We start from the raw sequence: 17329 nt of genomic DNA, 5'->3' as shown, positions 1-17329 counted from the left end.
ACAACAGGCCCCGCGAACTGGGACGTTCGTGGGGCCGTGCAGCAGTCGAGTCTAGGCGCTTGTCGCCGAATCACCACATGGATTGGACCCGATGAGGCAGAGTGTGAGGCATCTCGCGGTGGTCAGCGGTGCTGCAGCACGACCGCGACCTCGAGGTGCTTCGTATGCGGGAACATGTCGAAGATCCGCGCCTGAGCCACCTCGTAGCTGGGCATCTGCGCGAGGTCCTTGGCCAGGGACACGGGATTGCAGCTCGAATAGACGATGTGCTCGACGCCGGAGTCCTCGAACGCGGCGGACAGCCGAGCACCGATCCCGCGCCGAGGCGGATTGACGATCACGCAGTCCGGCCGTTTGCCTGCGGTCAAGTTCCGTTCGGCGAACTCCGTGGCATCGCCGGCGAGGAAGCGGGCGTCGATGTCGAGCTCGGCGGCGCTGATCCTCGCCGATTCGATCGCCTGTTCGCTGACCTCGACACCGGTGACCCGGCGGGCCGTTCCGTCCTCGCCGCGCGCGCGTTTCCCCGCGCAGCAGAGCGCGAACCCTCCGACACCGCAGTAGAGGTCCCACAGGCTCTGTGCGCCGACCGCATCCACCCATGCGGTGACCTGGTTGTACAGTCCGATCGCGACTTGGGTATTCGTCTGGAAGAAACTCTGGGGACGCAGATGCAGATCGACCCGGTCGAGGTTCATTCGCAGGGAATCACCGTGGAGCAGCTCCTCGCGGCTGCCTTCGAGCACCGCCTTGTGTTCGGGCAGCAGATTCACCGACACCACTGAAGCCTCCGGCGCGAGCTCGAGCAGACCGGCCCGCCGCGACCGGAGCACATCGAGGCCATGCTGAGTGCGCACGACGAATCGGATCATCAGCTCACCCGATGGCGCCGCCGTGACATGGACGAACTTCAGCTCACCACGACGCGCGGAGACATCATAGGGTTCGAGCCCGGTGGCATCGAGGAAGTCTGCGAGCACCGGGATCACCGCCCGGATCGCCGGCGCCTGGACCCCGCATTCGCGCAGATCGACGCCGTGGAATTCCTGGTCGAGGATGCCCAGAGTGACATGACCGGCCCCACCGCCGACGGCGAGTTTCGCGCGGTTGCGGAAGCCGTCCACCCCACCGGCGAAGGTCGGCAGCCACTCCTGAGGGGCCGCCTCGGCGAGGATCTCCCGGCACCAGGCCTCCTTGTCTGAGATCTGCTTCAGATACGCGGTCTCGATGAGGGCGCAGGACCGGCACTCCCCGCGCTCGAAATATCCGCAGTCCAGGTGCTCGTGATCCGCCGAGGTGGGCGTGAGCGGCAGAGTCGGCATGGACCCATTTTACGGGCTCAGAGGCGAACCCCTCGACGCGAACCCAGGGGCGCGGACTCCTCGACGTGGGTGACTCGAGTCCTCAGCAGGGGAAACGCTCGTGGTCAGTCAGCCGGACCGCCCTCGGCCTCGGAGCTGCGAACACTCAGGGAGACATGTCCCAAAGCCCGCAGCGCTCTCATGAGGCGGTCGAACGCGATCGTGCCGGCCGCCGCTCGCATGACGACGACGTCGCTTGAGACCCGGCCTGCATCAGCGGGGCGCTGCTGGATGAATTCGATATCGCCCCGGGCGACTTCGGTCATCGGCACGGCATAGCGCATGACAGCGTCGATCTCGTCCGGCATCTCCCATGCTGCGAGGGTCTTGAGCGCCTCGTCGAGTGCTCGTCGTGGCACTGAGTCGATGTCGGGCCAGCCCATCTGCGACAACAGCCGACCCACTGTCGGGTGCTCGACATCGTCGGAATCGGTTGCCTCGCCGGTAGTCGGTGTGCCGAGGGCGATCGCTTGGGCTTCTTGGAGTGCTCGGATCTGCGGCACCTGGGGGTCATCGAGCAGTTCGGTGAGCCGACGGATCGCGCTGATGGGGGCATCCGCGACTTCGCGCATGACATGGATCAGCTGCAGTCTCTCGAGATGAACGCGTCCGTAGTCCTGCCGTGTCGCCGTGACGTATTCGCCGGGCGGCAGCAGGCCTTCACGCCGGTAGTACTTGATCGATGCCGCAGAACATCCACTCACACTGGCGAGCTGTTTGAGCAGCATGACACCTCCATCGTCGTCTGGGGGCCGGATAGCAGCCCGAGGCCGAACTATCTTGATGGCGGAAACCTGGATAGTGAAACTATCGTATACCTATGGATGCCTTCACTTTGGTCATCATCGTCCATGCCGTGGCCGCGCTGTACGTAATTCTTCTGGGGCCCGTGCAGATTCTGCGCCGGCGGCGGGATCGCGCCCACCGGCTGCTGGGCGCCAGTTGGGTGGCCGCGATGCTCATCGTCTGCTTCTCGAGCTTCTGGATCTCTCCAGACGGCTTCTCCTGGCTGCACGGTCTGGCGATCTGGACGCTCGTGTGCATGGTCGTTGCGATCGCCGCGATCCGACGTCGAGCGGTGGCCGTTCACCGCGGTTTCATGATCGGCTCCTACCTCGGCACGCTGACGGCCTTCGCCTTCGCCGTGTTGGTGCCCGAAAGGCTGATTCCGCAGCTGCTGCAGAGCGCACCACTGGTCGCGGTCGTCACGGTCACCGCCGTCGCCGCCACGGTCGCGGTGTTCGTCAGGCTCGCAGTACACGGGGCGATCCCTCGACGGACACCGGTGGATCTCGGCTCCGAAGAGCCGTTGACCCACTAGACTGCTCGCCGTAAACTGGCAGTAGCCAAATCGATTTGTCTCACCGGCAGGACCACGCTGCGGGCTATCGCCTGCCACGACGATCTGCAGGGTCGTCGAGGCTCCTGCGGCAACGAAGGATGACATGACTCAGCTGCGCACTCTGCACCAGTCCCCGACCGTGCTCGTCCCCGAGCAGGTGCTCCTTCCCGAAGGCCCGCAGTCAGGGCACGCGGTGCTCATCTCCGGCGGCCGGATTCTCGCTGCCGGCCCCCTCGCCGAGGTGACCGCCCACGCCGAATCGCTCCTCACTCCCACCGACGCCGCCGACCCGAATTCCGGTGCCGAACCTGCTCCCGCACCGACTCGCATCGACCTTCCCGGCCGCCTGCTCATGCCCGGCTTCATCGACGCCCATCACCACCTCACCCAGACCTTCGGCAAGTCCCTCGTCTTCGGCGAACCCTCGGAGATCTTCCAACGCGTGTGGGTGCCGATGGAGTCGAACATGGACGCCGAGGCCATCGACGTCGCCACCCGCCTGGCCGCCTGGGAATCCCTGCGCGGCGGTTTCACTACAGTCGCCGACGCCGGCACCCGCTCAAGCGTCGACGTCTCCGCGATCTCCGACGTCACCTCGGACGTCGGCCTGCGCTGCGTGCTCGGCGTGATCTGCAACGATCTCGGCGGGGGAGTGCGCACGGTGGAGCTCGCCGAGGTGGTCGCCGCCGCCGAAATGCACCTGAACAGGTGGGACGCCGAGTCCCTCATCCACCCCTCCCTGGCCGTGTCGATCCCCGAGGTCGCCTCCGACGAGGCGCTCGCGACGATCACGCAGATGGCCCGGGACGCCGGTGTGCCTTTCCAGACCCACCTCAACGAGCACATCGTCGCCGTCGAACGCTCCCTCATCTCCAGCGGTGAACGCCCGCTGGAGCGCCTTGCCCGCCTCGGCGCGCTCGGGCCCGAACTGCTCGCCGCGCATGCCACGCTGCTCACCCCGCGCGAGATCCGCCTCCTCCGCGACTCCGGCGGCGCGATCGCCTACAACCCGGTCGCGAGTTCGTGGAAGGGCAACGCCGTGGCTCCGGCCCTGCTCATGCACGAACTGGGAATGCGCATCGGGCTCGGCACCGACGGCACCCGCTCGGACGCCTTCCGGCTCCTCGACGCCGCCGAGACCGCGCAGCGGCTGACCGGAGGAATGGACGTCGTCGACTCCTCATCCGGCGGCGGCTGGACCTGGCTCGAACAGGGCCTGCGCGGCGGCGCCGACGCCGTGGGGCTGAGCGGCCAGATCGGTGAGATCGCCCCCGGCGCCCGCGCCGACCTCCTCGTCGTCGACATCGACACCCCCGAATTCGTTCCCTCCTGGGACCTGCCCTGGGAGCTTGTGCGCCTGGCCAACCGCGACCAGATCGAATCCGTCATCGTCGACGGCAGACTCCGACTCGACCGCGGCTGGCCCGTCGACTGGGACGGCTGCGCGTTCCTCGACCGCGCCAAGGAGGTCTCCCGCCGCGTCGTCGCGAACTCGCCGATCACCCGCATCGACCCCAACGCAGCCGAACACCGGGCGCGGTGGATGGCCGAGCGCGGGGCCGCCTCGGCGAGGGGATCTCACGCGGTGGGCGGGGCCGGCACAGCGGACAGGGCCACCTCGGCGGGCGATCGCAGCTGATGTCGATCCTCGCTTTCACGATCGTCGCTGCGGTCGTTCTCATCTCCGCTTTCGTGCAGGGATCGACCGGGATGGGGTTCGCGATGATCCTCGCGCCGGTCGTGACGTTCATCGATCCGAGTCTCATCCCGGTGATGCTGCTCGTGCTGATGATTCCGCTCAACCTCTACGTCGCCGCGCGCGAACGAGCGCACATCGATTGGACGGGCGTGAAGTGGATCAGCGTCGGCCGGTTCGCGGGCACCTTCGCGGGTCTGTGGATCCTCGTCATCGTCAATCTCCACCAGCTCGCGCTGCTCATCGGCTGGTCGACGCTCATCGCAGCGATCATCGCCCTGATCGCGCCGAAGTTCGCGCCGAATCGGCCGGTGCTCGCGACGGTCGGACTCATCACCGGTGTCACCGAGACCTCGACGGGCATCGGCGGGCCGCCCTACGCGCTGGCCTATCAGCACAGGCCCGGGCCGGAGCTGCGGTCGACGGTGGCCGTGTGCTTCCTCGTCGGTGAGATCATCTCGCTCATCGTGCTCGCCCTCAGCGGGCAGGTGTCGGCGGAGACGATGATGACGACCGCGTGGATGCTGCCGTTCCTCGTCGTCGGCTCGTTCCTCTCCCGCTATGTCCACCACCGCCTCGACGGGCCGGTGCTGCGCTACATCGTCCTCGGCTTCGCCATCGTCTCCGGAGCCATCGTCATCGTCCAGGCCTGAGGATACGAGGGCGAGAGCGCCAGGGGGCTTCGAGTAGTGGTCGCAAACGGATACTTGGGCCGAAAATATAGGTCGCAAACGGATACTTTCCGGCGCGAAAAATGTCCGATTGCGACCTATGTTTGGGGATTCGAATCTCGCGCAGGCCGGCAACAGGCAAATCTGCGGGCGCTGGATGCCGTCCGAGTCTCCGGTCGCTGGTGAATCTGCGGGCGTCTTCGGCTGTCATCTCTGTCACGGCACAGTGAAGTAGGCTGATTCCATGTCCGACTTCCCGCGCACCCACCGCGTCACGATCGCTGATGTGGCGCGTGAGGCCGGTGTGTCACGGACGACCGTCTCGCATGCACTCAGCGGTCAGGGGAAGGTCAACGCCGCCACCCGGGACAAGGTCAAAGAGGTCGCCGAGCGGCTGAACTATCGGCCCAGCGTCCGTGCGCAGAGCCTGCGGTCGGGCAGATCGCAGACACTGGCTCTGCTCTCCTCCATGCCGGCGGCGGTGTCCGCAGGGCCCTCCCAGCTGGGATTCTTCACCGAACTGGCCATGGGGTGTGCGCGGACGGCGCTGCTCGAGGGCTACGTCTTCGTCCTCGCCCCACCCAACGAGGAGACCAATCCCGTCGACCTCCTCGATATCGACGGGGCGATCCTGCTCGAACCGACCCTCGACGATCCCCTCGCCGAGGCGCTGCGCGAGCGGGGCATCCCCTACGTCACGATCGACGGGCCGGGCTCCGGCGACGCGGAGCAGCAGGTCCGCGACACAGAGCAGCGGGTCGGCGGGGCGAGTCGCGGGGGTGCCGCGGGCAGCAAGTGGAGCATCGATCTCCACCATCAGGTGACGGCGCAGCTGCTGCTCGACCACCTCGTCGACCAGGGCGCCCGGCAGCCGGCGCTTCTCGTCAGCCGCAGTCGCCGCGGGGCACAGACGGCCGCCCGCGAAGTGTATGCCGCGACCGCAGAGGCCCGCGGCTTCGCCCCGCTTATCGCCGAGGCGGACGAGACGTCCGGAGAAGACGGTGCCTACGCGGCCACACAGGAACTGCTGGCCGCACACCCTGACATCGACGCCCTCCTCGCCCCCATCGACACCTTCGCCACCGGCGCGGTGAGAGCTGCCGAGGAAGCCGGACGAACCATCGGCGATGACCTGCTCATCGCCACCCGCTACGACGGTCTGCGCGCTCGCACAAGCAGCCCGCCGCTCACCGCAGTGGACCTCGGCCTCGAGGCGATCTCGAAGGCAGCGGTCGAAATGCTGGTCGCGGTCCTCGACGGTCACAGCACGGCAAATGATGAAATGACTGATTCGGTTCCGACCGCCTCGGCGGGTGCGCCCGGACCCAGGCTCGTCGCCCGGGAATCGACCACCGGTCCCAGCTCTTGACCGGGAACTCGACTACCGGTCCTAGCTCATGACCGGGGACTCGACTACCGGTCCTGGCTCATGACCAGGAACTCGACCACCGGACCACGGCTCATTACAAGTGACCAGAGAACCGGCCACCGGTCCGCGACAGTAAGTCGGACTGGCGTCTCGGTGTCAGATCCGAGTCAGATCCGATAGTCGGACGGGCGCTGTTCGAGCGTGCTCGGATCGTCGAGCGGTGTCCGAGACTTCGGGTGGCGGTTGCGCTTGCCGGTGTGGTGGAAGAGCAGATTGAGCAGCACGGAGACGAATGCGGCCATTGCCACACCGCTGCCGAGCAGGGACGCCGCGCTCTGCGGCAGCTGCGCGTACATGCCGGGGATGAGCACGGGCATGAGCCCTGCGGCCAGGCCGACCGTGGCGGTGATGAGGTTGCCGGTCTCGTTGAAGTCGATCTTCGCGAGCATCTGAATGCCGAGGACGGCGATGATGGCGAAGACGACCACGGCGGTTCCGCCGACGACCGCCGAGGGGATCCCGTTGAGAATGCGGGCGATGGGGCTGAAGCCGATGAGGATGAGGAGGCAGCCGGCGATGGCGGTCACGTACCTGCTGCGCACACCCGAAGCGCGGACGATGCCGACGTTCTCGCCGCTGGTGACCATGGCTGGAGTGCCGAAGAGCCCGCCGAGGATGGTGATGATGCCGTCGGAGCGGATGAGACGCGGCACCGCACGGCTGGGTTCGACTTCCTTGCCGACGATCTCACCGTTGATGATCGTCTGGCCCGTCGCCTCGGCCATGGAGGCCAGTGCCCACAGCAGCATCGGGATCGCGGCGATGAGGTCGAACTTCGGCGACCCGAACGGGAAGAGCGTCGGGATCGCGAACAGCGGGCCGTCGGTCTGGCCGGAGAAGTCCGTGGCTCCCATGAAGGCGCCGACGATGGTGCCGCCCACGAGGCCGACGGCCACGGAGAGCTTGCCGAGCATTCCGCGCAGGAACCGGAAACACAGGACCGTGATGCCGATGGTGATGAGCCCGAGCAGCAGATTCTGCGGGTCGCCGAAGTCGGGTGCATCCGCTTCGCCGACGATGAGCTTGCCGGTGATCTGGACGAGGTTGATGCCGATGACGATGACCATGATCCCGATGACCAGCGGTGGGAAGAACTTGAGCACCTTGACGAAGAGCGTCACCGCGAGGATGTAGAAGACACCGGTGAGCAGCACTGCTCCGACCGCGGTCTCGACGTCGGTGCCCTGGGCGATCGTGATGAAGAGGATCGTCGCCGCCCCGCCCGGGAGCATGACGAAGGGCAGTCGGACCCCGATCCTCCACACTCCGACCGATTGCAGGATCGACCCGAGGCCCGAGAAGACGAAGACCGCGGACAGCACCGCCGAGGTGGTTCTCGCATCCAGCCCGAGGGCAGTGGCGATGAGGAAGACCGAGGAGATCGGCGTCGCGACCATGACGAGCACGTGTTGGATGGCGAACGGGATGAGGGTGTGGATCGGCCGGAGCCGGTCGACCGGGTGGACAGCGCTGTCCGTGCCGTCAGTTTTGTCAGCATCGGGTGTCGCGGTCATGGCACTGCTCCTCGAGGCACATCGTGATCGGCCTGGAACTCAGCGGCCAAATCGATTTGTTTAATCGTGCATCGTGAGGGAAGCGGTGTCAACAGGAGGCCCGGAATTCGGACAGCTGGCGGTGTCCACGCAGGGGCTGCGCGCCGAAAAACGGGGTGAGCACCGAGGAACGTGTGCGCGCACGTGTGTCTCGGCGCTCACCCCGTTTTTCGGCGGAGACGGGCCGGCGGGGAGGCGGGCCGGGGTGGGAAATGAGCGGCGGGTGCTGAGGGGCGTGGCGGGGAGATGGGTGGCGGGTGCTCAGGGGGATGCGGCGTCAGGCGATGGCGAAGATGAGGGCGATGAACGTGCCGAAGGAGACGAACGGAGCGACCGCCGCCACAGCGATGGCGACAATGCTGACAGTGCGACCCCGGGCAGTGACCGCCGCGGTGATGCCGAGGATGAGGCCGGTGATCCCCAGGCAGGTGCACAGGACCTGCAGTCCGACGAGCACGGCCGCCAAGGTCTGATACCAGTCCGGTGTATCGGTGAAGTAGTAGCCCGACGCGGCCTCAGCGGGGCCGACGGTGGCACCGAGGATCGCCGAGGCGGCCACGCTGAGAACGAGAGCGACGATCGAAAGCGCCATCGCCGCCTTGCCGAGGGCCGGCGACTTCGCCTCAGCCGCTTGCCTGCCGAGTGCGCCGGCTGTGTCGCCGGCTGAGGGGGTGGCCGTACCACTGGCGGAGGACATGCCGGAACCGCCTGCCGAGAACATGCCTGCGCCACCGGCTGAGGTCGTGGCTGAGGATGGGCGTGGTGCTCCGTCGTGGCTGTCGAAACCGGTGCCGGGGGAGGAGTCGATCAGCGAAGGGTGAGGGCCGAGAACCCGAGGCTGCTGTGCGGCGAGCTCATCATCGGTGGGCTGGGGGAATGAGAAGTCCGTCGAGGTCATAACTCGACGCTATCGAGGCCGGGCCGGTGCGACCCATCCTGCTTTCCCGTGCGCAGGGTCGGGAAAACCTCCCTCCTCTGCGCGCGCATCACGGCAGCAGGAACTCCCGGGCACCACGGGCGAGGCCGTGCAGCCGCGCCGGCACGGGCGAGGCCGTGCCGGCGCGCCGGGTTCGCGCGCAGGCCGTTTGCGGATGCTCAGAGTTTCCGGTTGCTCAGAGTTTGCGGGCGACGATGAGGAAGCGCTTCTGTGTGACCTCGATGGGGTCATTCGACTCGGCGAGGCGTTTGAGCACGCCGAGGTGGGGCATGACGGAGAACCCGGGCACATCCCAGGGAATGTAGGCGAGGTATTCGATGACCGCCTCGACGTCGGTGAAGGACATCGTGCCCTGCCACTTCCGTGCGGCTTCGATGTCGAACCCGTGACGTTCGGCTTCGTCGAGGCAGGGCTCGAGCTGCTGGTGGAGATCGCCGACTCCGCCGCCGAAGAAGTCCCGGAACTCCTGCGCCTCCGTACCGTCGACCTGCTGGGTGATGAAGAGTCCGCCCGGGGCGAGCACGCGAGCCACCTCGGCGGTGTCATAGCTTTCGTGCCGGTTCATCACGAGGTCGAACTCGCCGTCGTTCCACGGCATCTCCGGGTGGTGATCGCTGTCGTAGCGGGCGACGTCGACCCCGTAGTCCCGCAGCGCCGAGGCGGCCAGGGGCACGTTCGGCTCCCAGCCCTCGGACGCGGTGATCGTCGGCGAGGCTTCGCCGGGCGGGCGGGCCTCGTCGAGGCGGTCGATGAGTTCGATGAGGCGCTCGCCGCCTCCGGTGCCCATGTCGAGGCAGCTGTTCGCCTCGGCCATCGCGTCGAGGCAGATCTGGTCGAAGTCCCAGGGCGGATCGTCGGCGACGAGCCGTCCCGCGAGCGGGGAGAAGTCCCACCCGGTCATCGACGCCGTTTCGTGGATCCATACCCAGCGTTCGTAGCGTTCGTGGGGAGTTTCGTCGCGCGTGCGACTGCTGTCGGCGTATTCAGGCATGTCCACACTCCTCTGCCGGACGGCTGAGCGCCCCTGTCGGCGCCGGTGCCGTATCTCGACTCTAGGTCAGAACAAGTGGGGTGTGCACGGGTACGCGCCTGCAATTTGCGAATCTCGGCGCCGAGGATGAGGGGATGGCGGCGGAATCCGCCCGAATGTGCGGTGCTTGCCGTCCGCCTGCGCGGCACTCATTCGAGGAAGCAGAAGATGAGGACCGCCGCGCAGGCGAGGAGCATGCCCAGGCAGTTGAGCCAGAAGTCCCGCCCGACGTAGCGCGCCCGCCGATGCGCCGCGACAGCGCAGAGGAAATAGGCGACGAGCCCCGCCGCTGCGGCGGCGCCGAGACCGGGAATCCAGATGCCGGCGACCAGCCCCGCGGCGGCGAGGAACTTCACGATCGCGAGCACCCACCACCAATCGCGTGGGAACCCGACGCCGTCGAGGCAGGCGGCGATCGCCTGGGGCGGTCGGAAGGTCAGCAGTCCGTCGCCGAAGACGACGATCGCGAGGACGACGACCGGCCAGGTGGGGTCGGGCAGCAGAATCATGGCAGGGCCTCGGTGGAATCGTTGATGGACGGCCGGTTCACAGCGGGCTCCGGACGCGAGTATGGAAAGCGATGATGGCCAGGAGCGCATCCGTGGCCTCGGCGAGAGTCATCGTCGTCGCGGCCCACCGGAAGAGTATGCCCAGGTAGGAGTCGTAGAGCGCCGAGGCGCTGGCCCGCGCATGGTCCTCGCTGATCCCGATCGAGGCCAAGGCCCCGCTGAGGCGGTCCTGCAAGTCCGCCGCGAGAGCATTGAATACCTCGGGGTCGCCCTTGACCCGGATCATCGCCGCCGCGTAGTCCCGGGACAGGTCCTCGTGTGCGGCGAAGAATTCGAGGAACGGCAGAAAGAGATCAAGCAGGTGACGCTGCACCGCCGAGGTGGTCCTGGCCCCGCTCACCACCGACGTGCCCGCAGCATCGTGCCCTCCCCGCTTCGACAGACTGACCCGCCGAGGCGGAGGTGCCGTGTACGTCCCGTCCTGCAGTTGGCCGATCCACCGATCGAAGCAGCGGACGAGGATGGCGTCCTTGTCGCCCACGGACATCACCCGGCCGACGGACACCTCGGCGGACTTGGCGATGCCGCGCACGGTTGTGGCCTTGAACCCGTGTTCGAGGAAGAGATCGGCGGCGGCGCCGATGATCCGGTCTTCCGTGCGCCGGCGCTTTGCGGAGCGGAATTGAACATGTTCACCTGACATGGTCGAAGCATAAGTCCTTCCGTGTTCACTTTCCAGGCCGGTGCATCGCTCGCCGGCCGAGCGCCGGGTGCCGTGGGGCGGGTGCTTCCGGCCTCGCGCCGGTCGAGCGCAGCCGAGTGCTGCCGGACTCGCGCCATCGTGGACCCTCATGTTGCCCTCGACGGGAAAGTTTATGTACCTTAACTTCATGAACGTCGATTCCTCTGCCGTCGCACGCACGGGCGGGCACGGCCGGAAGAAACGCGACCGGAAGAAGATCTCCACACTCGCGCTCCTCGGCCCGGCCTTCGTCGCCGCCATCGCCTATGTCGATCCGGGCAATGTCGCCGCCAACCTCACCGCCGGTGCCGAATACGGATACCTGCTCGTGTGGGTGCTCGTGGCCGCGAACCTCATCGCCGTTCTCGTCCAATACCTGTCCTCGAAGCTCGGGCTCGTCTCCGGACGGTCGCTGCCGGGCATCCTCGGCGAACGACTGCGCCGACGCTCACGCCTGGCCTACTGGGGTCAGGCCGAGATCGTCGCCATCGCCACCGACCTCGCCGAAGTCATCGGCGGCGCCATCGCCCTGAAGATCCTCTTCGATCTGCCGCTCCTCCTCGGCGGAGTCATCGTCGGAGTGGTGTCTCTGCTCCTGCTCTCGATCCAATCCACCCGCGGTCAGCGCCCCTTCGAGTTCGTCATCATCGCGTTCCTCGCGATCATCGCCATCGGCTTTCTTGCGGGCCTGTTCGTCGGGGACGTGGATTGGGGGCAGGCCGCGGGTGGAATCGTGCCCCGGCTCGAAGGCACGAACTCCGTGGTGCTCGCCGCGAGCATGCTCGGCGCCACGGTCATGCCCCACGCGATCTACCTCCATTCGGCACTCTCGGTCGACCGTCACCGCAGGGACACGACCGCCTCGACCGGGCAGCTGCTGCGCGCGAGCCGCTGGGACGTCGTGGCCTCCCTCGTCGTCGCCGGATCCGTGAACATTGCGATGCTCCTCCTCGCCGCCGCTTCCCTGCGCGGCCAGGCCGGCACCGACACCATCGAGGGTGCGCACGCGGTCGTCACGGCCAACCTCGGCGAGATCGTCGGCCTCTTCTTCGGCATCGGACTGCTTGCTTCGGGATTGGCCTCGAGCGCGGTCGGCTCCTATGCGGGCGCATCGATCATGCAGGGTCTGCTGCGCGTGAACATCCCGATCATGTGGCAGCGGGCGGTGACGATGATTCCCGCACTCATCATCCTGGGGCTCGGAGTCGACCCGACCTGGGCGCTCGTGCTCAGCCAGGTCGTGCTCAGCCTCGGCATTCCCTTCGCGATGATTCCCCTGGTCAGGCTCACGAGCAGTCGGAAGGTCATGGGCGAATTCGCGAATGCCCGGTGGATCACGAGCATCGCCGTGGTCGCCTCGGCCCTCATCATCGTGCTCAACGTCGTCCTCGTCGTCCTCCTTGCGCTGGGAGTCGATTAGCCCCCACCGAGGTGGTCACCCGGCGGGGGTCACCCCACCGAAGTGGTGAACCGGTGGGATTCGCCCCGCCGAGGCGGCCGGCGAGGGAGAATCACCCCGCCGAGGTGGTGACGCGAAGCCCCTGACCGGCGAAGATTCCGCGGTCGCGGGGGCCGCGGCGCGCATCACACTCGTGCCCGCGTGCGCTGCCGTCGCCGGGTCGCCACGCGCCGGCCGATGAGGCCGTGGCGAGGGGCGAAGAGGTAGACGAGCGCGAAGACCGCGCCCTGCGCCAGCACCACCATCCCGCCGGACGCGGCGTCGAAGTAGTAGCTCGAGTACAGGCCGATGATCGCACACGCGATCGAGATCGCCGGGGCGATGAGCAGCATCCGCTGGAACCGATCCGTGAGCAGGTACGCCGTGGCTCCGGGGACGATGAGCATCGCCACGACGAGGACGACACCGACCGCCTGCAGAGCGACCACCGAGGTCAGAGCGAGCAGGCCGAGCAGTGTGGCGCCGAGGAGCCGCGGGTTGATACCCAAGGCATGAGCATGAGTGGGATCGAAGGCGAAGAGGGTGAAATCGCGGTTCTTGGCCACGAGCACGGTCAGGGTCACCGCGCCGAGCACCGCCACCTGCGCCAGATCCGCGGCCGAGACGCCGAGGAGGTTGCCGAAGATGATGTGGTTGAGATCGACATGGGAGGGGACGACCGAGATGAGGACGAGGCCGAGGGCGAACAGGGAGGTGAAGACGATCCCGATCGCGGCATCCTCTTTGACGCGACTGGTGTCGCGCACCGCCCCGATGAGCCCGACGGCGAGGAACCCGAAGGCCACCGCCCCGAGCGCGAACGGAGCATCGACGACATAGGCGAGCACGACTCCCGGCAGCACGGCATGGGAGACCGCATCGCCCATGAGCGACCAGCCGATGAGCACCAGCCAGCAGGAGAGCACGGCGCACACGACCGAGGCGATGAGAGTCGTGGCCAGGGCGCGGAGCATGAAGTCGAAGCCGAAGGGCTCGAACAGGAACTCGAAGACGGTCATCGCGCTTCCTCCTCGGTGAGTGTGACCTCTGCGGGTGTGGCCTCTGTGGGTGTGGCCTCGGTGGGTGTGATGTCGAGGCCGAAGGCGCGGGCGAGGTTTTCGGGGCGGAGCACCTCGGCGGGGGAGGAGTGGAGGAGGACTCGGCGCATGAGCAGGACCGCCTCATCGGCGAGACCGGGCAGCGCATGCAGATCGTGAGTGGACACGAGCACCGTCGCGCCCGCCTCGGCGAGTTCCTTGAGCAGCCGGGTGATCGTGGCCTCGCTGCGTTTGTCGACCCCGGCGAAGGGCTCGTCGAGGAGCAGGATCGTCGCTTCCTGAGCGAGCCCGCGGGCGACGAAGGCCCGCTTCTTCTGTCCTCCCGAGAGCTGCCCGATCTGGCGATCGGCGTACTCGGTGAGCTCGACGCGCTCCAGGGCATGATCGACGGCCTCACGGTCGGCCCTGCGGCTCAGCCGCAGCGGGCCCATACGACCGTAGCGACCCATCATCACGACATCGCGCACGGACAGCGGGAAGTCCCAATCGACGTCCTCGCTCTGCGGAACATAGCCGAGGACACCGGCCCGTCGTGCCTGCCGCGTGGGGCCGCCGTCGATGCGCACTCGACCGGATTCGGGGTCGATCATGCCCATGATCGTCTTGAACAGGGTCGACTTGCCCGAACCGTTCATCCCGATCAGCCCGCAGATGCGTCCGTGCCCCAGCGACAGGGACGCCCGGTCGAGAGCGAGCGTGTCCCCGTAGTGGACGGTCACCCCGTCGACGCTGATCGCGGGGGTCTCGGTGTGCCCCTGACCGATCGCGGCGCTCATCCTCTGCCCCCGGTCAGGGCCTCGGAGATGACCTGCGCATCGTGGCGGATGAGATCGAGATAGGTGGGGACCGGTCCGTCCGATTCGGACAGCGAGTCGACGTAGAGCGTGCCGCCGAATTCCGCATCGGTGGACTCGACGACCCGGTCCATCGGCGCCGAGGAGACCGTGGACTCGCAGAAGACCGCGGGCACGTCGTTGTCCTTGACGAAGTCGATCGCCGAGGTGATCTGCCCCGGGGTCGCCTGCGCTTCGGCATTGACCGGCCAGATGTACTTCTCGCTCAGTCCGGTGTCCCGAGTCAGGTAGGAGAACGCCCCCTCGCAGGTGACCAGAGCCCGCTGGGATTTCGGCAGCGTCGAGAGTTCGTCGACGAGGTCGTCGTGGACCTCCTGCAGCTGTGCTCCGTAGTCCTCGGCATTGGCGGTGTAGTCATCGGCATGGTCCGGGTCGAGGTCGGCGAAGGCGCGAGCCATGTTCTCGGCGTAGATCTGGACATTGAGCGGGCTCATCCAGGCGTGCGGGTTGGGTTTGCCGGCGTCGGCATCCGCGGTGATCGACAGCTCCTCGACGCCCTCGCTGACGACGGCATGAGGGACGTCGATGTCATCGACGAACTGGGAGAACCACTGCTCGAGGTTGAGCCCGTTGTCGAGCACGAGGTCGGCCTTCGACGCCTTGCGGATGTCACCGGGCGTGGGTTCGTAGCCGTGGATCTCCGCGCCGACCTTCGTGATCGACTCGACCTCGAGATGGTTACCGGCGACGTTGTCCGCAATGTCGGCGAGCACCGTGAAGGTCGTGAGGACGACCGGTTTGGCATCGGCATCCTCGGCGGCCGGGGAGCTGCTGCAGGCGGCGAGCAGGAGCCCGAGGGCCGAAGCGGTGATCGCCGCGGCTCCGCGCGCGATCCGGCGGGAGGCAGGGTGGGCGGAGGGCTGTGGTTTGCGGTGGGGCATGGGGCTCCTGCTTCTGCGTTCGGGACCTCGGAACGAAAGTTAATGTACCTTAACTTTAAGATCGAGTGAGCAGGAACGGCAAATCCCGGAGGGCGCGGCAGGATATCTCGACGGGAGCGCGCCGTGACCGAGGTCGTCAGTCGCGACGCAGATCGGTCGGGGGCAGCAGAGTGCGCGGGTTCGAGCGCACCCACCACGGACGCGGCAATCCGGCGGCAGCGGCGTCCCGGCGTTCGGCGCGGGTGGCATAGCGGTAGGTGAAGACGCGGACGCGGACGAGTTCCGGGGCCGCGCCGGCGAAGGGATCGGGGCCCATGAGACGGCGGATCTGTGCGTCGCCGGAACCGATCTTGGCCAGCAGCTCGGTGAACCAGGTCTGGCGATAATCGCCCAGCGCGGCGAACCACATCAGCCAATCGAGACGCAGATGATACGGCGCAACGACGGGCCCGCGCCGGCACACATCGCCGGGTTTGCCCTTGAACTCGTACTCCCGCCAGCCGACATCGGCCGCGACCGTCGACTCCTCGAACGGCTCTGCGCCTCGGAACGGCTCCCCGTCCTCGAGCGGCTCGCGGCTCTCGGGGGCGTTTCCGCCCTCGGAAACGTTCTCGCCTTCGGGGGAGGTCCAGCCTTCGATGACGATCTCGTTGCGGGTCTCGGTCATCGACCCGAAGGCGCCATAGGCATTGCCGAGGCCGAGCCGATTGAAACTCGCATTCATCAGCTGATGTGAGGAGAAGAGGTTCTTCAGCGCCGGGAGGTTGAGCATGCACTGCCAGATCACGAAGGCGGCGATGAGGATCAGCCACCAAGTGGGCACAGCACCGGATGCGGCCCCGGACGCTGCTGCCCCTGAAGCCTCGGCTGCCGTGGACGGACTTGCCGCCTCGGCGCCGAACATGCCGGTCAGGCCCCAACCCGGCCAGGGACCGCCGACGACCCAGGCGAGGAAGGAATCGCTCATGCCGGCGAAGGCGAGGAGGATCGTCGCCCAATTCAGCCAGGCATAGTTGCCGCTGATGACGAGCGCGAGCTGAGTGAGGATGATCGCGACCGCGGCGAAGGAGGCGATGGGCTGAGGCAGGAACAGCAGCCAGGGGGCGAGGAGCTGGACGATGTGACTGCCCAGGGTCTCGCTGCGATGCCACCACCGGGGCATGAGATGCGCACGCCGGCTGACCGGATTCGGCATCGGCTGGGTCTGATGGTGGTAGTCCATGGCGGTGAGATCACGCCAGGAGCTGTCGCCGCGCATCTTGATCATGCCGGCGCCGAACTCGACTCGGACGACGAACCAGCGGAGGAACAGGATCATCAGCAGGGTCGGGGCCACCTCGTGGGAGCCGAGGAATCCGACGAGGAACCCGGCTTCGAGGAGGAGCGACTCCCATCCGAAGCCGTAGAAGCGCTGGCCGATGCTCACGATCGAGAAGTAGAGGCACCACATGGCGAGGAAGGCCGGAATCGTCGTCCACGCGGGTCCGGCCTGGGGAACTCCGAGCACGACGGATGCGGCGAGGACCATCCCGATGCCGCAGGCGATGCGCAGGCGTCGGTCGGTGTATTCGAAGCGCTTCCACCGGAACAGGGTCGGTGCCTGAGCGGCGGTGGTCAGGGCGATGAACCGCGGGGCCGGGGTCAGTCCCCTTTCGCCGAGGAGCGCGGGGAACTGGTTCCACGCGGACAGGAAGGCGATGAAGAAGAGCGCACCGAATCCGCGCTGCAGCACCTCACGCGCGATCGTGTAGTCATCGGCGGTCAGGATCTGCGTCAGTGTCCCGACGTCCACGGCGCACACCTCCCGGTTCGGTTCGCGGTTCTGATCCGA

The 17329-nt window shown here is 67.2% G+C and carries 16 protein-coding genes; 5 read left to right on the top strand and 11 right to left on the bottom strand.

Annotation, left to right across the window (positions count from 1 at the left end; translation table 11 throughout):
• Positions 1–122: 122 nt before the first annotated feature.
• The gene (locus tag ACSE4D_RS06515) at positions 123–1319 is read right to left on the bottom strand and encodes a methyltransferase domain-containing protein (RefSeq protein ID WP_425119954.1); all 1197 of its coding nucleotides are present in this window, start codon (positions 1317–1319) and stop codon (positions 123–125) included.
• A gap of 104 nt (positions 1320–1423) precedes the next feature.
• Positions 1424–2086, bottom strand: coding sequence for a MerR family transcriptional regulator (locus ACSE4D_RS06510; RefSeq protein ID WP_135540587.1), 663 nt, complete (start codon positions 2084–2086; stop codon positions 1424–1426).
• A gap of 92 nt (positions 2087–2178) precedes the next feature.
• Between ACSE4D_RS06510 and ACSE4D_RS06505 the strand changes: the two genes are divergently transcribed.
• The 4 genes from ACSE4D_RS06505 (at position 2179) to ACSE4D_RS06490 (ending at position 6436) form a co-directional block, all read left to right on the top strand.
• Positions 2179–2679 (top strand): DUF2306 domain-containing protein, encoded by a 501-nt coding sequence (locus ACSE4D_RS06505; protein WP_135540589.1) that lies wholly within the window; start codon positions 2179–2181, stop codon positions 2677–2679.
• Between the two features lie 124 nt (positions 2680–2803).
• Entirely contained in the window at positions 2804–4339 is a 1536-nt protein-coding gene (locus ACSE4D_RS06500) for an amidohydrolase family protein (RefSeq protein WP_135540591.1), read from the top strand.
• Positions 4339–5049, top strand: coding sequence for a sulfite exporter TauE/SafE family protein (locus ACSE4D_RS06495; RefSeq protein ID WP_135540593.1), 711 nt, complete (start codon positions 4339–4341; stop codon positions 5047–5049). Before ACSE4D_RS06500 ends, ACSE4D_RS06495 begins: the two co-directional genes overlap by 1 nt.
• A gap of 262 nt (positions 5050–5311) precedes the next feature.
• Positions 5312–6436, top strand: coding sequence for a LacI family DNA-binding transcriptional regulator (locus ACSE4D_RS06490; RefSeq protein ID WP_436326830.1), 1125 nt, complete (start codon positions 5312–5314; stop codon positions 6434–6436).
• Positions 6437–6603: 167 nt separating this feature from the next.
• Here the strand turns inward: ACSE4D_RS06490 and ACSE4D_RS06485 are convergent, their stop codons facing one another.
• The 5 genes from ACSE4D_RS06485 to ACSE4D_RS06465 form a co-directional block, all read right to left on the bottom strand.
• Positions 6604–8010 carry a uracil-xanthine permease family protein gene (locus tag ACSE4D_RS06485; RefSeq protein WP_135540597.1) on the bottom strand — a complete coding sequence of 469 codons (1407 nt, stop codon included), beginning with the start codon at positions 8008–8010 and terminating at the stop codon, positions 6604–6606.
• Positions 8011–8326: 316 nt separating this feature from the next.
• Positions 8327–8947 carry a hypothetical protein gene (locus ACSE4D_RS06480; RefSeq protein ID WP_135540599.1) on the bottom strand — a complete coding sequence of 207 codons (621 nt, stop codon included), beginning with the start codon at positions 8945–8947 and terminating at the stop codon, positions 8327–8329.
• A gap of 214 nt (positions 8948–9161) precedes the next feature.
• Positions 9162–9977 (bottom strand): class I SAM-dependent methyltransferase, encoded by an 816-nt coding sequence (locus ACSE4D_RS06475; RefSeq protein WP_135540600.1) that lies wholly within the window; start codon positions 9975–9977, stop codon positions 9162–9164.
• Positions 9978–10165: 188 nt separating this feature from the next.
• The gene (locus ACSE4D_RS06470) at positions 10166–10525 is read right to left on the bottom strand and encodes a DoxX family protein (RefSeq protein ID WP_135540602.1); all 360 of its coding nucleotides are present in this window, start codon (positions 10523–10525) and stop codon (positions 10166–10168) included.
• Between the two features lie 37 nt (positions 10526–10562).
• A complete protein-coding gene (locus ACSE4D_RS06465) occupies positions 10563–11228 on the bottom strand; it encodes a TetR/AcrR family transcriptional regulator (protein ID WP_135540604.1) in 666 nt (221 codons plus the stop codon).
• Between the two features lie 187 nt (positions 11229–11415).
• On the opposite strand from ACSE4D_RS06465, the gene ACSE4D_RS06460 reads away from it, so the two are divergent.
• Positions 11416–12687, top strand: coding sequence for an Nramp family divalent metal transporter (locus ACSE4D_RS06460; protein WP_240689917.1), 1272 nt, complete (start codon positions 11416–11418; stop codon positions 12685–12687).
• A 164-nt stretch (positions 12688–12851) separates the two neighbouring features.
• Here ACSE4D_RS06460 and ACSE4D_RS06455 read toward each other — a convergent pair whose 3' ends face one another.
• The 4 genes from ACSE4D_RS06455 to ACSE4D_RS06440 all read right to left on the bottom strand — a co-directional run bounded on the left by ACSE4D_RS06455 (position 12852) and on the right by ACSE4D_RS06440 (position 17290).
• Positions 12852–13724, bottom strand: a complete 873-nt coding sequence (locus ACSE4D_RS06455) for a metal ABC transporter permease (RefSeq protein ID WP_135540608.1) — start codon at positions 13722–13724, stop codon at positions 12852–12854.
• Positions 13721–14539 carry a metal ABC transporter ATP-binding protein gene (locus tag ACSE4D_RS06450; protein ID WP_135540610.1) on the bottom strand — a complete coding sequence of 273 codons (819 nt, stop codon included), beginning with the start codon at positions 14537–14539 and terminating at the stop codon, positions 13721–13723. Before ACSE4D_RS06450 ends, ACSE4D_RS06455 begins: the two co-directional genes overlap by 4 nt.
• Positions 14536–15498 carry a metal ABC transporter substrate-binding protein gene (locus tag ACSE4D_RS06445; protein WP_135540612.1) on the bottom strand — a complete coding sequence of 321 codons (963 nt, stop codon included), beginning with the start codon at positions 15496–15498 and terminating at the stop codon, positions 14536–14538. Before ACSE4D_RS06445 ends, ACSE4D_RS06450 begins: the two co-directional genes overlap by 4 nt.
• A 136-nt stretch (positions 15499–15634) precedes the next feature.
• The gene (locus ACSE4D_RS06440; RefSeq protein ID WP_135540614.1) at positions 15635–17290 is read right to left on the bottom strand and encodes a lipase maturation factor family protein; all 1656 of its coding nucleotides are present in this window, start codon (positions 17288–17290) and stop codon (positions 15635–15637) included.
• Between the last annotated feature and the right edge of the window lie 39 nt (positions 17291–17329).

Source organism: Brevibacterium sp. FAM 27836 (genome assembly GCF_051351055.1).
GTDB lineage: Bacteria > Actinomycetota > Actinomycetes > Actinomycetales > Brevibacteriaceae > Brevibacterium.
This window is presented reverse-complemented; position numbering and strand designations above follow the sequence as displayed.

Coding starts and splice junctions, on each gene's coding strand:
- ACSE4D_RS06515 (WP_425119954.1), bottom strand. CDS start 1,319: ATGCCGACTCTGCCGCTCACGCCCACCTCGGCGGATCACGAGCACCTG.
- ACSE4D_RS06510 (WP_135540587.1), bottom strand. CDS start 2,086: ATGCTGCTCAAACAGCTCGCCAGTGTGAGTGGATGTTCTGCGGCATCG.
- ACSE4D_RS06505 (WP_135540589.1), top strand. CDS start 2,179: ATGGATGCCTTCACTTTGGTCATCATCGTCCATGCCGTGGCCGCGCTG.
- ACSE4D_RS06500 (WP_135540591.1), top strand. CDS start 2,804: ATGACTCAGCTGCGCACTCTGCACCAGTCCCCGACCGTGCTCGTCCCC.
- ACSE4D_RS06495 (WP_135540593.1), top strand. CDS start 4,339: ATGTCGATCCTCGCTTTCACGATCGTCGCTGCGGTCGTTCTCATCTCC.
- ACSE4D_RS06490 (WP_436326830.1), top strand. CDS start 5,312: ATGTCCGACTTCCCGCGCACCCACCGCGTCACGATCGCTGATGTGGCG.
- ACSE4D_RS06485 (WP_135540597.1), bottom strand. CDS start 8,010: ATGACCGCGACACCCGATGCTGACAAAACTGACGGCACGGACAGCGCT.
- ACSE4D_RS06480 (WP_135540599.1), bottom strand. CDS start 8,947: ATGACCTCGACGGACTTCTCATTCCCCCAGCCCACCGATGATGAGCTC.
- ACSE4D_RS06475 (WP_135540600.1), bottom strand. CDS start 9,977: ATGCCTGAATACGCCGACAGCAGTCGCACGCGCGACGAAACTCCCCAC.
- ACSE4D_RS06470 (WP_135540602.1), bottom strand. CDS start 10,525: ATGATTCTGCTGCCCGACCCCACCTGGCCGGTCGTCGTCCTCGCGATC.
- ACSE4D_RS06465 (WP_135540604.1), bottom strand. CDS start 11,228: ATGTCAGGTGAACATGTTCAATTCCGCTCCGCAAAGCGCCGGCGCACG.
- ACSE4D_RS06460 (WP_240689917.1), top strand. CDS start 11,416: ATGAACGTCGATTCCTCTGCCGTCGCACGCACGGGCGGGCACGGCCGG.
- ACSE4D_RS06455 (WP_135540608.1), bottom strand. CDS start 13,724: ATGACCGTCTTCGAGTTCCTGTTCGAGCCCTTCGGCTTCGACTTCATG.
- ACSE4D_RS06450 (WP_135540610.1), bottom strand. CDS start 14,539: ATGAGCGCCGCGATCGGTCAGGGGCACACCGAGACCCCCGCGATCAGC.
- ACSE4D_RS06445 (WP_135540612.1), bottom strand. CDS start 15,498: ATGCCCCACCGCAAACCACAGCCCTCCGCCCACCCTGCCTCCCGCCGG.